The sequence below is a fragment of the Rhodopseudomonas julia genome, from assembly GCF_030813515.1.
GTDB classification, from domain to species: domain Bacteria; phylum Pseudomonadota; class Alphaproteobacteria; order Rhizobiales; family Afifellaceae; genus Afifella; species Afifella julia.
Genome location: NZ_JAUSUK010000001.1, coordinates 894740 through 909523, shown reverse-complemented (window position 1 = coordinate 909523; position 14784 = coordinate 894740). Strand labels below are relative to the sequence as shown.

Sequence of the window (14784 nt, the reverse complement as noted above, 5' to 3'; positions counted from 1 at the left end):
GACATGAAAAGTCATGTTTTAACGCGGGCGTCACCGACCGCAAGAGGAGCAGGGCATGGGCTGGGGTAGGCGTGAGGATGAGGGCGGAAGGCGTGGCTGGGGATATCGGCCGAAATGGCATGGCGCATTGCTGGCCAGTGCCGCGTCCCTGGCGCTGTCCGCTCCGGGCTTTGCGCAGGAGGCGGCGGTCACAGAGCGTGACGCCTCCGAGGCTTCCCAGGAGGCCCAGCCGAAGGTGACGACGCTCGACGAAATCACCGTCATCAGCCGCACCGGCGAAAGCGCCATCGAAACGATGGCATCGGTGAGCCGGCTCGGCCAGGAAGAGCTCGATCGCAAGATGGCGACGACGCCGCTCGAAATGCTGCAAGGCGTGCCGGGTGTTGCCGTCCAGGCCGATTCGAGCCGCTTGAGCTCTTCGGTGAACATTCGCGGTCTTCAGGATTTCGGCCGCGTCGCCGTCATCGTCGATGGGGCGCGCCAGGATTTCCAGCGCTCAGGACACGGCACGCAGAGCACGTTTTGGATCGACCCGATGCTGGTGAAGCAGGTCGATGTCGTCCGCGGCCCCGTCGCCAACACCTATGGCTCCGGCGCGATCGGCGGCGTCGTCATGTTCGAGACCAAGGATGCGCGCGATTTCCTGAAGGAATGGGAGCGATACGCCATTTCCTTCACCGGCCAGTACGAGACGAACGGCAATGGCTGGACGATGAGCGGGACGGGGGCCGCCCGCATCAACGACAATATCGACGTTCTCGGCAATCTCGTCTGGCGCGACTATTCCGAATATGACGACGGCCATGGCGACGAGGTGTCGGGCACCGGCTTCGACGTCTTGAGCGGCATGCTGAAGACGAGCATCCGCCCGAACGATTACAGCGAATTGCGTCTCGGCTGGATCGGCACCGACGACGGCTGGGAGGAACGATCCGGCGCCTCCGATCTCGATCTGACGCAGAACACGCTGACGGCGCGCTACGCGCTCGACGACCCGGACAATCCCTGGATCGACCTCCACATCAACGGCTCCTGGAACCAGGCGAAGCTGGACCAGGAATATCTGACGGATGTGCGCCAGTTCGATCCCGTGACGGGCGAGGTGATCAACGTTCCGGCGGGCTCCAAGACCACCTACGATCTCGACACCTACGGGATCGATCTGTGGAACACGTCGCGCTTCGACACCGGTGCGCTCGCGCACGAGCTCACCTATGGCGGCGACTGGCTGAAAGACGAGGTGACGACATCGAGCCCGCTCGGCGGCAGCGATGTCTATACGCCGTCGGGCGACCGCAAGGTGTGGGGTGCCTATGTCCAGGACAAGCTCACCTGGCACTGGTTCGAGGTCATCGGCGCCCTGCGTTATGACAGCTATGAACTCGACGGCACGGATGTCGACAGCGACGGCGACCGGCTGTCGCCGCGCCTGACCGTTGGCGTCTCGCCCTTCGAAGGGCCGGTCCTCGGCGGGCTGCAGGTCTACGGCACCTACGCGGAAGGCTACCGCTCGCCGACGACGACGGAGACCCTGATCAGTGGGCTGCATCCCTCCGGCGTCGCCTTTCCCTTCCTGCCCAATGCCGATCTGCGCCCGGAGACCGGCAAGACCTGGGAATTCGGCGTCAACTATCGGCGCGATTCGCTCTTTGTCGCCGACGATCGGCTGCGCCTGAAGGCCGCCTATTTCAACAACGACGTCGACGATTTCATCGACGGGCAGACGCTGTCGGCCTTCGATCCGACGAGCGGCTGTCCGTTGCGGCCGGATTTGTTGGGCAGCCCGACCTATGCGCCGATCTGCTTCCAGTACCAGAACTTCGCCGAGGCGCGGCTGCACGGCTTCGAGCTTGAAGCGGCCTACGATGCCGGCTGGATTTTCGGCGGCCTGACGGCCTCCATCATCGACGGCTGGCGCAAGGCGGATGGGGTCAAGGAGGATATCGTCTCCATTCCGGCGTCGCAGCTCGGCGGCTCGCTCGGCTTCCGCCTCCTCGAACAGCGCCTCAGCTTCGGTGGCGAGGTGGAGCACAACATCGCCCCGGACGGGGCGGAATACGCCAAGGATTACACGCTCGTGAACGCCTTCGCGCGCTACGACGTGAACGAGAATTTCCGCGCCAGCCTGCGCGCGGAGAACCTTTTCGATGTGCGCTACGCCAACCCGCTCAACGCGACCACGACGTCGGTCGTCTACGAGCCCGGTTTGAGTGTGAAGCTCGGCGCCACATTGCGTTTCGGCGGCTGACTCGGACGGCCAGTCCGCCGGCCAGAGGAAGCCCACGGGGACGGTGAGGCTCATCCCCGTGGGCTTCCGCGGCCGCTTTCAGCGGTCGCAAAGACGAGAATTGGGGGGCAGAGATGGAGAGCGCTCAGATCACGCCGCCGGCTGCGCGGCGCATGCAGGAATTCTTCGCCGCCGAAGACGGCACGCCGCTGCGCAACGCCTTTGGCACGAAGCGTGTGGTGCATCCCTCCTTCGGCGCGCAGATGGTGCCGGAGGAGAGCCGGGAGGCCACGTGGCAGGAGCTCACCCGCCGGCCGCGCGCCCGCAACGGCGTCGCCTATCTGCACGTACCGTTTTGCGAGAACCATTGCCTGTTCTGCGGCTTCTATCAGAACGCCTGGAGACCGGAGGCCGGCCCCGCTTATGTCGACGCGCTGATTGCGCATTTGAAGCGCGATGCCGATCTGCCCTATCAGGCGGAAGGCGTGCTCGACGCCGTCTATTTCGGCGGCGGCACGCCGACGGTGCTCTCAGCCCCCGATCTTTCCCGGCTGATCGCCGCGGTGCGGGAATATCTGCCGTTGTCGCCCGATTGCGAGATCACGGTGGAGGGGCGGCCTCGCAGCTTCGATGCTGACAAGATCGCGGCGATTTTCGAGGCCGGCGCCAACCGTGTCTCTCTGGGCGTCCAGACCTTCGACACGCGCCTTCGCCGCTCGCTCGGCCGGCGTGCCTCGCGCGAGGAGCTGATCGCGTTTCTCGACAGCCTGGTGAAAGCCGATGGCGGTGCGATCGTCGTCGATCTCATTTACGGCCTGCCCGGCCAGACGCTCGAGGCTTTTCGCAACGACGTGGAGACGGCGATCGCCATCGGTCTCGACGGGGCGGATGTCTATTCGTTGAAGCTCATTCCACATGCGCCGCTGCGGGCCGCGATCGACAAGGGCAAATTTCCGCCGATGGACCGCGCCGAGTTCGGCCTCTTTTATGCCGAAGCGAGCGAGGTTTTCGAGCGGGCGGGCTGGCATTCGATCTCCACGACGCATTGGCGGCAGGGCGAACGCGAGCGCAACATCTACAACCACGCCGTCAAATCGGGAGCGGAATGCCTGGCGTTCGGCGCCGGGGCCGGAGGCTCTCTCGGCGGTTATTCCTATGGCATCGACGATGATCTGCGCGCCTATCAGGAGGCGATCTCCGCGGGCCATTGCGTCGTCGGACGGCTGACGCGGCAGCCGGAGAACCACGACCTCTTCAGTCTGATCAAGAGCGAGATGGAGCTCGGGCGGCTCAACGTCGCCTGGTTGTCGGCGCAGCTTGAACGCCGTGCCGGGCTTCAAGGCGATGTCGTGCTCGCGCCCCTCTTCGCGCAATGGCAACGGGCGGGACTGGTCGAGGCGGACAAGAGCCGGCTCCGCCTGACGCTCGCCGGCTGCTTCTGGCAGGTGACGCTGACGCAGAACCTGTTGGAATGGCTTCAGGCGCAATTGTGCGAGGCCGAGACGGCGGGCGGATGACGCGCCGGCCGCCGAAAGGCCGGCACGCCCTCAGGCACGTTCGAAGCCGCGGCGGCGATCGAAATCGGTGACAATGCGGTCGGCCTCGTGCTGCTCCCAGCGCGCGCAATGGAGGTAATGCGCAATCACCTCCTCGCCAAAAGCCTCGCGCAGCATCGATGAGCCTTCAAGGGCTGCAATCGCCTCGCGCAGCGTCTTCGGGACGTCGCGGTCCGCGCGGTCGTCGGCGCTGTAGGCGTCGCCCAGAAACACCTCTTCGAGCGGCATATCCTTTTCGATGCCGTCGATCCCGGCGGCGATCAGGGCCGCGAAAGCGAGGTGAGGATTGAGATCGGCCCCGCCGATCCGGCATTCGATGCGGATCGCCTTGCCGTTTTCGCCGCACAGACGGTAGCCGGCGGTGCGGTTGTCGAGCGACCACAAGACCCGGGTCGGAGCGAACGTGCCGGCCGTGAAGCGCTTGTAGGAATTGACGTAAGGCGCGAGGAAATAGGTGATCTCGCGGCTATGGGCGAGGAGGCCCGCCACATAGGCGCGCATCGTCTTCGACATGCCGTGTTCGCCATCCGGGTCGAAGAAGACGGGCTCGCCCGACAAACTCGTCAGCGATTGATGGATGTGGGAAGAATTGCCGGCATGGTCGGTGTCCCATTTCGCCATGAAGGTGATGGCGCGGCCCTTCTGCCAGGCGATCTCCTTGACCGCATTCTTGATGATGGCGTGGCGGTCGGCCATCGTCAGCGCGTCTGAATAGCGGACGTTGATTTCGCCCTGGCCGGCATCCGCCTCGCCCTTGGTCGCTTCCACCGGCACGTCGGTGCCGGCGAGGCCGTTGCGGATGGCGCGCATGACATCTTCCTCCTTGGAACTCTGGAAGATGTTGTAGTCGCCATTATAGGCGCTGAAGGTATTGAGCTTCTGGAAGGCGGCCGCTTCCGCCTCCTCATAGCTCTCCCGGAACATGAAGAATTCCAGCTCCGAGGCGGTCATGGCGCGAAAGCCCATCGCTTCCAGGCGTTTCAGCTGCTTCTTCAACAGCGCGCGCGGCGAATGCGGCACCTCTTCCAAGGTTTGCGGATCGAGGACGTCGCAGATGACGAGAGCGGTCGCTTCGAGCCAGGGCACCCGCCTGAGGGTCGCGAGATCCGGCCTCATGACGTAATCGCCGTAGCCGGTCACCCAGTTCACCGATTTGTAGCCCTCGACCGTGGTCATTTCGAGGTCGGTCGCCTGCAGGTAGCTGCAGGAGCGGCTCTCCTTCCAGGCGTTGTCGAGGAAGAAGTCGACATGAAAGCGCTTGCCCATGAGGCGCCCCTGCATGTCGATCTGCGCGGACAAGACCGTGTCGATCTCGCCGGCCGCAGCAAGGGCCCTCAATTCCTCCAAAGTGAGCCTGCCGCCCATGCCGGTTTCCTCTGTTTTTCTGCCGCGGCGGGGATGCCTGCCGCATGAATTCGGACGTCGCCTGGATGCCCGGCGCGGAGATTGCCTGGGCCGCGATGTCTGACGCCTCGGACCCCGCCCTATCCACCAGCCGGGCGCCTCTCGCAAGCCTTGCAGCTATGTCCCTTCGTAGGGTCTCGATGGTGCTGACTGAGCCCTGCGGAGGGATTATAGAAAGCGCATGTCCAAGACCACCCAGGCGACGCTGGCCCTGAAGCGGGCGGGCGTCGCCTTCTCCGTGCATCTTTACGAATATCATCCCGATGCGGCCCGCATCGGCCTGCAGGCGGCCGAGGCGATCGGTGCGGCTCCCGAGCGCGTCCTGAAGACGCTGATGGTGGAGGTCGATGGCAAGCCCGTCTGCACCGTCATTCCCTCCGACCGCGAGCTCAGCATGAAGAAGGTCGCGGCGGCCTTCGGCGGCAAGCATGCGGAGATGATGAAGCCGGAGGCGGCGGAGCGGCTGACCGGCTTTCATGTCGGCGGCATCAGCCCCTTCGGTCAGAAGCGCAAGGTGCCGGCCGCGATCGAAGAGGCGGCGCTGGCGCATGAAGAGGTCATCATCAATGGCGGCCAGCGCGGCGTCATGGTGGAGCTTGCCCCCGCCGATGCGCTCAAAGCCCTTGGCGCCAAGGCGGTGTCGCTGATTGCCTGAGCGCGTTCCAGTTGCGGGATGAGGCGGTAGGCACGCCGCGGCCCACATGCTAGATAAGTTCCTCTTTCGTTCCTGACGGAGCCTTTGATGGTCCGACGCGCCGGCAGTGCCGATCTGCCGCTTCACAATGGCCGTGTCCCGGCCTGGCTCGGGCAAAGGATGACGGCGCTCGGCACGGTGATGACGGAGGCGATCGTCCACCATTACGGCCGCGACGAATTCCTGCGCCGCCTTTCCCATCCCTTCTGGTTTCAGTCCTTCGGCGCCGTCATGGGCATGGACTGGCATTCTTCCGGCATCACCACCTCCGTGATCGGTGCCTTGAAGCGCGGTCTCGCGCCGCTCTCGGGCGAGCTCGGGCTGCATGTCTGCGGCGGGCGCGGCCGGCATTCGCGCAAGACCCCCGACGAACTCGTTTCGATCGGCGGACGTGTCGGTTTCGACGGGACGGCGCTTGCCCGCGCGAGCCGCCTCGTCGCCAAGGTCGACAGCGCCGCGCTGCAGGACGGATTCGACCTCTATCTGCACGGTTTCATCGTCACCGATGATGGCAAATGGGTGGTGATCCAGCAGGGGATGAACGGCGAGACGCGGCTTGCCCGCCGCTATCACTGGCTGTCGGAAGATCTGACAAGTTTCGTCGATGCGCCGCATGCGGCGATCGAAGGCCGCAATCAGGGCAGAATCGTCAATCTCGCCGACCATCGCGCGGCCGCCTCGCGCGAGCGCCAGATCGATCTTCTGCGCGATGTCGGCGTCACCGGCATCGTTCGCGAATTTGCCGCCCTCGACGGCAGGCCCGAGCCCGCGCCGGAGGAAGAGGCGCCGCTTCTGCCACATCTGACGATGCCCGCGCACCACGATGTGCGCCCCAAGGACGTGGTGAGCCGGCGCCTGCATGGGGCGCTCGCCGCCGCCGCCGAATGCGGGCCGCAGGATTTTTCCGAGCTGCTCCTGACGCCGGGCGTCGGTGCCCGCACGGTCCGCTCGCTCGCCATGGTCGCGGAAGTGATGCATGGCGCGCCCTGCCGCTTCACCGACCCGGCCCGCTTCTCGCTCGCCCATGGCGGCAAGGACCGGCATCCCTTTCCGGTGCCCACAAAAGTCTATGACGAGACGATCCGCGTCATGCGGCGGGCCGTCGATCGGGCAAAGCTCGGCCAGGACGACAAGCTCGATGCGATCAAGCGCCTCGACCGCGAGGCAAGGCGGCTCGAAACCGTGGCGGACGGCCCGACGCTTGCCGAATATACCGGCGAAGAGATGCGCCATGCGGTCGCCTATGGCGGGCGCAGCATCTTCGGCTGGGAAAGCGAGGTGCAGGCGGCGACGCAGCAGCACGAGAAGCTCAAGACGCCAAAGACGCCAAAGAGGCAAGCCGCGTCCACGGACAAGCCCGTGCGCGGCTGCAAACCGAGGCCTCCGGCAGACGATCCCTTTGCCGGCGATCTTTTCTCCGCCGATCTTTTTACAGCCGTTCCGGGCCGGGGCGGCTCAAAGCGCTCCGCCTGATCTGGGGGACGTCCGCTCCGCCAGATCAGATCGTCGGCAGCGGCAGCTTTTCCTGGACGAGGGCGATCCCCTTGATGAGCCGGCCGAGGGCAGCGAGTTCGGCAGGATCGACCGTCTCGTCGATCTCGCCTTTTGCGAGTTGCCGGATGGCGGCCCGGTTGCGGTTATATTGCAGGCGCGCGGTGGCGTGAAACTGGAGACGGATGAAGTCGCAGTGATAGCCGACGCGCTTGTCCTCGTCGCCGGTCACCTCCCAATTGTAGGCATGGCAGGTCGGACAGACGGCGACCACGGGGCAGGCGCTGCAATCGGTGACGGGCGCGCCGAAGCCTTCGCGCGCGTGCCGCTCGGCCGCGTGGTTGGAGGCGTAAGGCGTGAAGCGATGGCAGGGATATTCGACGCCATCGACATCGACAGCGACCATGTAGCGCCCAGTGCCGCACCATTTGCGGTTTTCACCGGGGGCGAGACCCGGAAGAGCGGCAATGCCGAGATCGACGAAGCGCGGCGGCGACAGCTCCGGATGGCGGGTGAAATAGGCGACGAGCTCGTCGAGCTGGTGGGAGAAGGTCGCAAGCTTCGCTTGTCGCTCCGCGCCTTCGCCCCACACATTTTCGAAGACGACATTGGCCTCCACGAAAAGCCCCATTTCGAGAATCTCGATGATGCCGGCCGCCACCTCCTCGATCATGTCGGCACCGATCGTCATCTTCACCGGCTGGTCCGGCCAGTTCTCGCGCAAGAAGGGGACGTGGCGCACCACGTCGTCGTAGGATTCCCAGCGGTTGAAATCATGCGCGCGCTTGGTGCCGTCGAGACTGGTGCTGACGGTGAGGCAGCCGCGATGATGCGCAAGCCACGCCTTCTTGTCCTCGTCGAGCAGGGTCAGGTTGGTGCCGACATTGAAGTGATGTCGTTTCGGCCAGGGCCGGGAATGGACGAAATCGACGACCTCGCGAATGAGCTCGAAGCGCAAAAGCGGCTCGCCGCCGAAGAAATCAATGAGGAGCCCGTCGAAGCCATCATCGAGGGTGAGATATTTTTCGACCTTGGCCAGCGCCGTCGCGACCGGCATGTCGCGGTTGCGCTTCACCTGCTCGAAGCAATAGCGGCATTTGAGATTGCAGCGCTCCGTGGTGACGAGCTGGAGCGTGCGCGTGTCGAGATCGGCTTCTTTCATGGCGTCACGAGCCGAGCATGGTGCACACGGTCGAGCAGATCGCGTTGCAGGAACCTTTGCAGCCGCCCTTGCAACTTCCCGCGCAGCTGCCGGCGCAGGTGCCTTCGCAGGCACCGCTGCAGCCCTGGCATCCTTTCGTCACCGGGTGGGAGGCTTCCACCAGCGCTTCCATCCGCGCCCCGAGCACTTTTTCCAGGACACGGCTCGCCTGCCGCAATTCCTCAAGCTCGGCCTCGGAGATTTCGATGGTCTTGTGCATCGTTGAGCCTCACTTGTTCGAAACGACAGTATCGCAGCCCGATGAACAGGTGCTGGCGCAAGATTTCGAGCATTCGCCCGAACAACTTCCCTGGCAGGAGCTGATGCAGTCGCTGCTGCAATTGTAACAGCGCTTGGAATCGTCCGCCCGGACCGGCTCGTCGGGGCCGACATCGTGGCCCCCGAGGATGAGATCGAGCGTCGCCTTGGCGCGCACGAGCTCGTAGATCTCGTTTTCGCTGAGTTTCACGCCGGCCTCCCTCTGCCGTGTCGCTGTAGAGAGTATTGGCGCAATCGCGTTTCGACACAATTCGGGGAAAGTTGCTTGTGGCGTTTGAGCGCAGAAGGTGATTTGCGATGATCAGAATCAGAAAATCAATTTCTCTAGAAATAATAATAGATACGAGGGGTTGTAGAACATGTAGCGGGATGGATTGAATCTGAACGATTCGAATGAATATGCCGTTTTGCGGGTGGAGACACTCGCGAGAAGGCGAAGTTTCTCCGAAATGTGGTCCGACACCTCGTCTGGGCGTGGCTGTGCGGCCCGATCGCCGGCCCGCGCGAGGGCTTCCGTTGCCGGCGGCATACGCTATCAAAGGCGCAGGCAAGCGGAGATGACGATTTTGACCACGATCTACGGCATCAAGAACTGCACGACGATGAAGAAGGCGCGTGCCTGGCTCGACGAACGTCAGGTCGATTACGCCTTCCACGATTACAAGACGGCCGGCATCGACGAGGTGCGGCTTCAGGGCTGGGCGGATAGGGCCGGCTGGGAAAAGCTCCTGAACCGCGCCGGCACGACGTTTCGCAAGCTGCCGGAGGAGAAGAAGGCGGATCTCGACCGCGAGAAAGCGATCGCGCTGATGCTGGACCAGCCCTCGATGATCAAACGCCCGGTTCTGGAGGCGCCCGACGCGCTTCTCGTCGGCTTCAAGCCGGAGGAATACGAAAAAGCCTTCGGGTGAGAGATGTGCGGGATGCGAGGGCCGGGGGCCTCTCTCCTCAGGCGTTTTTGCGCGGAGGCGGTCGTCGCGGCGCCGATACGGATCGCCGCCGAGCGTCTGCCCGAGACCCGTTTCACGCGGTCCATGCCGCAGATGCGGTCCATGTCGCAGATAATGTGCGGCGGGTCTCGATGACGATTTGCGGGAAAATGGTGCCCAGGGGCGGATTCGAACCACCGACACGCGGATTTTCAGTCCGCTGCTCTACCAACTGAGCTACCTGGGCATGGCCGGGCGAGGCGAGACGCCTCCGGCGGCTTGGGCGATCAGCCCGAAGCGATCGGCCTTATAGGAGACGTCGCCGCCGCTGTCCAGCCGTCTGCCGCTTTAAGACGTGGATCGTTGTCGCCGCGCCTTCGGCGCGCTTTTGCCCGAGCCCTACGGCCCGCCCTTAAAGCTAATTTTACGCCGCTGCCTGCAAGGAAAGAGCAAGGGGGCAGCGAAGCGATGGGCGATCTCGCAAAGCTAAAATACGCGGCGGCCGGAGGGGCTGGCCGCAGCAGGTCGAGCCGCGAGGGGCCGGGGGCCGAGACGAGGGCGCGGAGGCCGCGAGGCCTCGTCGTATCTCTGCCGGGTGTCGATCTCCAAACGGTCATGGAAACCGTCGAGCTTTTGCGTTCGCTCGACGGGCAGCCGGGCCTCGATCCCTTCAATCGCGCGAAATGCGAGCCGGAGCCGGCGCGAAGCTGAGCCCCGTGACACCGGTTTCTTTCCAAGATGCTCGGTTCGCGCGACGCGGAATCGGCGAAATTCGCGGCACTTCCCACAGAAAAAACCGGTTCGCGGGAGAATTCGTCGCACCTGGTGATCGGCCGCCGCCCCACTTCGGCGGGGCAAGAGCAGATGCAAGGGTGAAACGAGACCCTTCGCCTTTTCAACGAACTGCGCTTTTTTTCAGATCGCTTCTAAGATGTGCGTTTTCCTGAGACAGTCGCCTCTTGCGTGAGGTCGTCGAACTCCCGCCCGGCAGGTGGCGTTGAAATTGCCGGCGAAGCCCCGCATAACGTTAACAAATCCTTGAGCGGAAGACGGGGCAATGGCGGCGCATCTATTCGCTGTACCGAAAGAAGTTGAAAATACGGAGCGGTCCGTCTTCAGCGTCACGGCCGACGCATTCTCCGTGAAGGTCACGGCGGACGGCGACGCGTTCTTCTTTGTCCGCCTCGAAAAGACTGGCTGCGGCGAGGTGGTGGTCTCCGACTTCGTGGGCGGATCGCAGGCGGAAGAGGATCTGATCCTCGCGCTCGACTACGCGCTCAGCGATTTGCGCGCCGGCGAGCTGGAACGGCTGATTTTCCGCGACCTCGTACCCTGCGGCATGGATGACGGGCGTTTCGGCTACAAGCTGGAGCGTGCGAGCGAGCTTGCCAAACGCGCCAGCGATCGCCTGGCGAAACGGCACGGGCGTATGGTCCACTCGTTCGCGGTCGAGCCACGCGCCGGCAAGATGGACGCCCATGTGGGCTTTGCCGCCGGCTGATCCGCTCGCTCGTCCTATTGGTGGGATAGAGCCTTTAAATCAGCCTGAGCCTAAAGCACCTCGGCCTTACTCGTCTTCTTCGCTGTCCCCGGTTTCCCGCACGGGCTCGCCCGGAATGCGATAGGCTCCGCCGAGCCAGCGGTTGAGATCGACATCGCGACAGCGGGACGAGCAGAAGGGCGTGTCCTCCGCGCTCGCCGGCTTGCCGCAGATCGGGCAGCGTGGGGTGGTGCGGCTGGGTGGTCGGTTGAGACGTGCGCTCATGCCGCAGGCTCCGTCCAGCGTTCGTAGACGTCGAAATGCTCACCGGCGAGAAGGTTCATCGTCTCAAACAGCGGCAGACCGACGACATTGGAATAAGAGCCGATGAGTTTCACGACGAAGGCCCCGGCGCGGCCCTGGATGGCGTAGCCACCGGCTTTGCCCTGCCATTCGCCCGAAGCGAGGTAGATTTCGATCTCGCTGCGCGACAGACGTTTGAAGCGCACGCGGCTTTCGACGAGCTTCTGACGCGTCGCACCTTTCGGCGTCAGAAGACAGATCGCCGTATAGACACGATGCGCCCGCCCCGACAGGAGCCTGAGGCAGGCCGCCGCTTCGTCCGTCACTTCCGGCTTTGGCAGAATCCGCCGACCGACCGCCACAACCGTGTCGGCGGCAAGCACATAAGCGCCTTCGAGCGCCGGGTCGCGTCTGGCGGCCCGGGCCGCCACCTCCGCCTTGGTGCGCGCCAGCCGCCGCGCCATGGAGCGCGGCAATTCCTTGCGTTCCGGCGTTTCTTCGATGCCGGCGGGCAGAAGGCGATCGGGTGTGATGCCGATCTGATCCAACAGCGCCAGGCGTCGCGGCGAGCCGGAGGCGAGCACAAGGGGGGCGGGGGGTTGCTTGTGGCGGTTCATTGGCCGTGGCGGCTTAAATCCTGCGCGCGGGGGCCCTGAGGCCGTCCGCAGCGGGCTATTTGTAGCGGTATGTGATGCGCCCTTTGGTCAAATCGTAGGGCGTCATCTCGACAAGCACCTTGTCACCGGCGAGCACGCGGATGCGGTTTTTGCGCATACGCCCGGCGGTGTGGGCAATAATCTCGTGGTCGTTTTCCAGCTTCACTCGGAAGGTGGCGTTGGGCAAAAGCTCAGTGACGACACCGGGAAATTCCAAAACCTCTTCTTTGGCCATCAATCACCTTGGGTTAGATTGGCGAGGATACGTACCCCAAACGTTTCAGCGTGTGAACCGGTTCTTAAGGGGTCGAGGCAGCTTTCGTCAGCCCTTTCGGGGTTGAACCAGCCTCTGCGCGATGTTTCGGGCAAGCCTGTCCCGCAGTTCGCGGTAGGCGGTGAGGATCTGTTCGCGGCTGCCGGTGGCCTGTGTCGGGTCCGGCGTCGGCCAATATTGGACGTCGATCGCGAGCGTACGCGTCAGCTCCAGGGCCTGGTGATGCGCTTCCGGCGACAGCGTGATGGCAAGATCGAAATTGAGATCTTCCAGCTCCGCCAGGCTCTTCGGCCGCGACTGGCTGAGCGCCAGCCCCTTCTCGGCCAGAACGGCATCCACGAAAGGATCGCGCCGCCCGGGCATGACCCCGGCAGACGCGACATAGATATGGGGTCCGAGCGCCTCGCGTGCCAGGGTCTCCGCGATCGGCGAGCGCACAGCATTGCGTCCGCACAGGAAAAGGATCGAAGCCGGCTGTCTCGACGCCTGCGCCGCCACGGGGGTCAGCCCCGCCAGTGCAGCACGCAGACCAGCGTGAACAGGCGGCGTGCCGTGTCGAAGTCGACCTCGATCTTGCCTTTCAGGCGCTCCTGGAGGAGGCGGGAGCCTTCGTCATGCACCCCGCGACGACCCATATCGATCGCTTCGATGCGCCTGGGCGAGCCGCTCTTGATGGCGTCGTAATAGCTTTCGCAGATGACGAAATAGTCTTTGACGATCTTGCGGAACGGCGACAGCGACAGAATGTGCGTCATCACCGGCGTTTCGTCTTCCTTGCGGATGTCGAAGATGAGGCGGCGTTCGGCGATGGCGAGATTGAGCTTATAGGGGCCTTCCTCCTTGCAGACGGGGGCGAAGGAATTCTCGTCGATCAGATCGAAGATGGCGACGGCGCGCTCGTGCTCGATATCGGGCGGGCCGCGCCCGATCGATTCATCCAGATGGACAGCGACGAGCCGGTTCTTCTGCACCGCATTCGTCATCGCCCAGCCGCCTCACCGATTCATGCGGATGGTGAGCGCGCGCGCATGCGCCTCCAGGCCCTCCGCACGCGCCAGCGCGATCGCGGCCGGGCCGAGATCGGAAAGCGCCGAAGGCGGGCAGGAGAGGATGGAGCTGCGCTTCATGAAATCGAGCACCGACAGCCCTGAGGAGAAGCGCGCCGAGCGCCCCGTCGGCAGGACATGGTTGGAGCCACCGACATAATCGCCGATCACTTCCGGCGTGAAGCGCCCGAGGAAGATCGCGCCGGCATGGCGGATCTGCGGTAGAAGCCGCTCCGGATTGTCGATGGCGATCTCCAGATGCTCCGCCGCGATGCGGTTGGCGAGCTCTGCCGCTTCGTCGAAATGCTTGACCGTGATGACGGCGCCGAAATCGCGCCAGCTCGCCTCGGCGATCTCGCGGCGCGGCAGGAGTGCTGCCTGGCGGTCGACTTCCCGGGCGACGGCTTCGCCGAAGGCCTGATCGTCTGTGACAAGGATCGATTGCGCCACCTTGTCGTGCTCGGCCTGCGACAGAAGGTCGGCCGCGAGCCAGGCCGGATCGTTTTCGGCATCGGCGATGACGAGGATTTCGGACGGCCCGGCGATCATGTCGATGCCGACCGTGCCGAAGACGCGCCTCTTGGCGGCCGCGACATAGGCATTGCCGGGGCCGACGATGATGGAGACGGGCCTGATCGTTTCCGTGCCGTAGGCGAGAGCCGCGATCGCCTGCGCCCCGCCGACGCGGTAGATCTCGTCGACGCCGGCAAGTTCGGCCGCAACGAGCACGAGCGGATTGAAGACGCCGTCGGGCGTCGGCACCGTCATGGCGAGCCGCGTAACGCCGGCGACCTTCGCCGGCACCGCATTCATGATCACCGAACTCGGATAGGCGGCCGTGCCACCGGGCACGTAAAGGCCGGCGGAATCGACGGCCGTCCAGCGCGTGCCGAGCGTGACGCCGAGCGCGTCTTCATGGCGCGTGTCGCGCGGCATCAGGCGCTCCTGGCCGGCCTTGAGCCGGTCGCGGGCGAGCGTCAGGGCGTCGAGCACGTCTTTCGGGCAGTCATCGACCGCGCGCTCGATCTCCTCGCGGGTGATGGCGATGCCGCGGCTTTTGACATCGACCTTGTCAAAGCGCGCCGTCAGCTCGGCGAGCGCCTCGTCACCGCGAGCACGCACATCGGCGATGATGTCGCGCACGGTCTCGTCGACCTCTGCGGCCATCTCGCGCTTGGTGGCGAGGAACGTGGCAAAGCGCGCCTCGAAATCGGCATCTGTGGTGGAAAGTCTGAGCGCCATGA

General features: G+C 64.4%; 17 protein-coding genes and 1 tRNA gene. 7 read left to right on the top strand and 11 right to left on the bottom strand.

All coding sequences use genetic code 11. From position 1 onward, the window contains the following. The first annotated feature begins 55 nt into the window (after window positions 1-55). Window positions 56-2248, top strand: a complete 2193-nt coding sequence (locus tag J2R99_RS04270; RefSeq protein ID WP_307153234.1) for a TonB-dependent hemoglobin/transferrin/lactoferrin family receptor — start codon at window positions 56-58, stop codon at window positions 2246-2248. Window positions 2249-2361: 113 nt separating this feature from the next. After that, complete coding sequence (hutW, locus tag J2R99_RS04265) at window positions 2362-3744, top strand: heme anaerobic degradation radical SAM methyltransferase ChuW/HutW (protein ID WP_307153233.1); 1383 nt, start codon at window positions 2362-2364, stop codon at window positions 3742-3744. Between the two features lie 30 nt (window positions 3745-3774). On the opposite strand, the gene J2R99_RS04260 is transcribed toward hutW, so the two are convergent. Then, window positions 3775-5148, bottom strand: a complete 1374-nt coding sequence (locus J2R99_RS04260; RefSeq protein ID WP_307153232.1) for a glutamine synthetase family protein — start codon at window positions 5146-5148, stop codon at window positions 3775-3777. A gap of 220 nt (window positions 5149-5368) precedes the next feature. Here J2R99_RS04260 and ybaK point away from each other — a divergent pair, with 220 nt between their 5' ends. Further along, the gene (gene ybaK / locus J2R99_RS04255; RefSeq protein WP_307153231.1) at window positions 5369-5842 is read left to right on the top strand and encodes a Cys-tRNA(Pro) deacylase; all 474 of its coding nucleotides are present in this window, start codon (window positions 5369-5371) and stop codon (window positions 5840-5842) included. Window positions 5843-5929: 87 nt separating this feature from the next. Then, on the top strand, window positions 5930-7354 hold the full coding sequence (locus tag J2R99_RS04250; RefSeq protein WP_307153230.1) for a DUF763 domain-containing protein: 1425 nt from the start codon (window positions 5930-5932) through the stop codon (window positions 7352-7354). Between the two features lie 25 nt (window positions 7355-7379). Here the strand turns inward: J2R99_RS04250 and J2R99_RS04245 are convergent, their stop codons facing one another. Genes J2R99_RS04245 through J2R99_RS04235 form a run of 3 tightly spaced genes read right to left on the bottom strand, consistent with a single transcriptional unit; the run spans window position 7380 to window position 9042 of the window. After that, window positions 7380-8534, bottom strand: coding sequence for a radical SAM protein (locus J2R99_RS04245; RefSeq protein ID WP_307153229.1), 1155 nt, complete (start codon window positions 8532-8534; stop codon window positions 7380-7382). Between the two features lie 4 nt (window positions 8535-8538). Continuing rightward, complete coding sequence (locus J2R99_RS04240; protein ID WP_307153228.1) at window positions 8539-8793, bottom strand: hypothetical protein; 255 nt, start codon at window positions 8791-8793, stop codon at window positions 8539-8541. A gap of 9 nt (window positions 8794-8802) precedes the next feature. Continuing rightward, on the bottom strand, window positions 8803-9042 hold the full coding sequence (locus tag J2R99_RS04235) for a hypothetical protein (RefSeq protein WP_307153227.1): 240 nt from the start codon (window positions 9040-9042) through the stop codon (window positions 8803-8805). 373 nt (window positions 9043-9415) lie between these two features. Here J2R99_RS04235 and J2R99_RS04230 point away from each other — a divergent pair, with 373 nt between their 5' ends. Continuing rightward, on the top strand, window positions 9416-9763 hold the full coding sequence (locus J2R99_RS04230) for an ArsC family reductase (protein WP_370872324.1): 348 nt from the start codon (window positions 9416-9418) through the stop codon (window positions 9761-9763). 189 nt (window positions 9764-9952) lie between these two features. Here J2R99_RS04230 and J2R99_RS04225 read toward each other — a convergent pair. After that, window positions 9953-10028 (bottom strand) — tRNA-Phe (locus J2R99_RS04225). A 221-nt stretch (window positions 10029-10249) separates the two neighbouring features. Here J2R99_RS04225 and J2R99_RS04220 point away from each other — a divergent pair. Then, window positions 10250-10492: a hypothetical protein gene (locus tag J2R99_RS04220; protein ID WP_307153225.1), complete on the top strand. Its 243-nt coding sequence runs from the start codon at window positions 10250-10252 to the stop codon at window positions 10490-10492. Window positions 10493-10838: 346 nt separating this feature from the next. Beyond that, window positions 10839-11282 carry a hypothetical protein gene (locus J2R99_RS04215; RefSeq protein WP_307153224.1) on the top strand — a complete coding sequence of 148 codons (444 nt, stop codon included), beginning with the start codon at window positions 10839-10841 and terminating at the stop codon, window positions 11280-11282. 66 nt (window positions 11283-11348) lie between these two features. On the opposite strand, the gene yacG is transcribed toward J2R99_RS04215, so the two are convergent. From yacG to hisD, 6 genes are all read right to left on the bottom strand, one after another. After that, on the bottom strand, window positions 11349-11546 hold the full coding sequence (gene yacG, locus J2R99_RS04210; protein WP_307153223.1) for a DNA gyrase inhibitor YacG: 198 nt from the start codon (window positions 11544-11546) through the stop codon (window positions 11349-11351). Beyond that, complete coding sequence (locus J2R99_RS04205; protein ID WP_307153222.1) at window positions 11543-12181, bottom strand: Maf-like protein; 639 nt, start codon at window positions 12179-12181, stop codon at window positions 11543-11545. The genes yacG and J2R99_RS04205 overlap by 4 nt, the downstream gene beginning before the upstream one ends. A 55-nt stretch (window positions 12182-12236) precedes the next feature. After that, window positions 12237-12455, bottom strand: coding sequence for a translation initiation factor IF-1 (gene infA, locus J2R99_RS04200; protein WP_028482718.1), 219 nt, complete (start codon window positions 12453-12455; stop codon window positions 12237-12239). Between the two features lie 87 nt (window positions 12456-12542). Continuing rightward, window positions 12543-13001: an arsenate-mycothiol transferase ArsC gene (locus J2R99_RS04195; protein WP_370872323.1), complete on the bottom strand. Its 459-nt coding sequence runs from the start codon at window positions 12999-13001 to the stop codon at window positions 12543-12545. Continuing rightward, window positions 12998-13477 carry a UPF0262 family protein gene (locus J2R99_RS04190; protein ID WP_307153221.1) on the bottom strand — a complete coding sequence of 160 codons (480 nt, stop codon included), beginning with the start codon at window positions 13475-13477 and terminating at the stop codon, window positions 12998-13000. The genes J2R99_RS04195 and J2R99_RS04190 overlap by 4 nt, the downstream gene beginning before the upstream one ends. Window positions 13478-13489: 12 nt before the next feature. Next, window positions 13490-14782, bottom strand: coding sequence for a histidinol dehydrogenase (gene hisD, locus J2R99_RS04185; protein ID WP_307153220.1), 1293 nt, complete (start codon window positions 14780-14782; stop codon window positions 13490-13492). Between the last annotated feature and the right edge of the window lie 2 nt (window positions 14783-14784).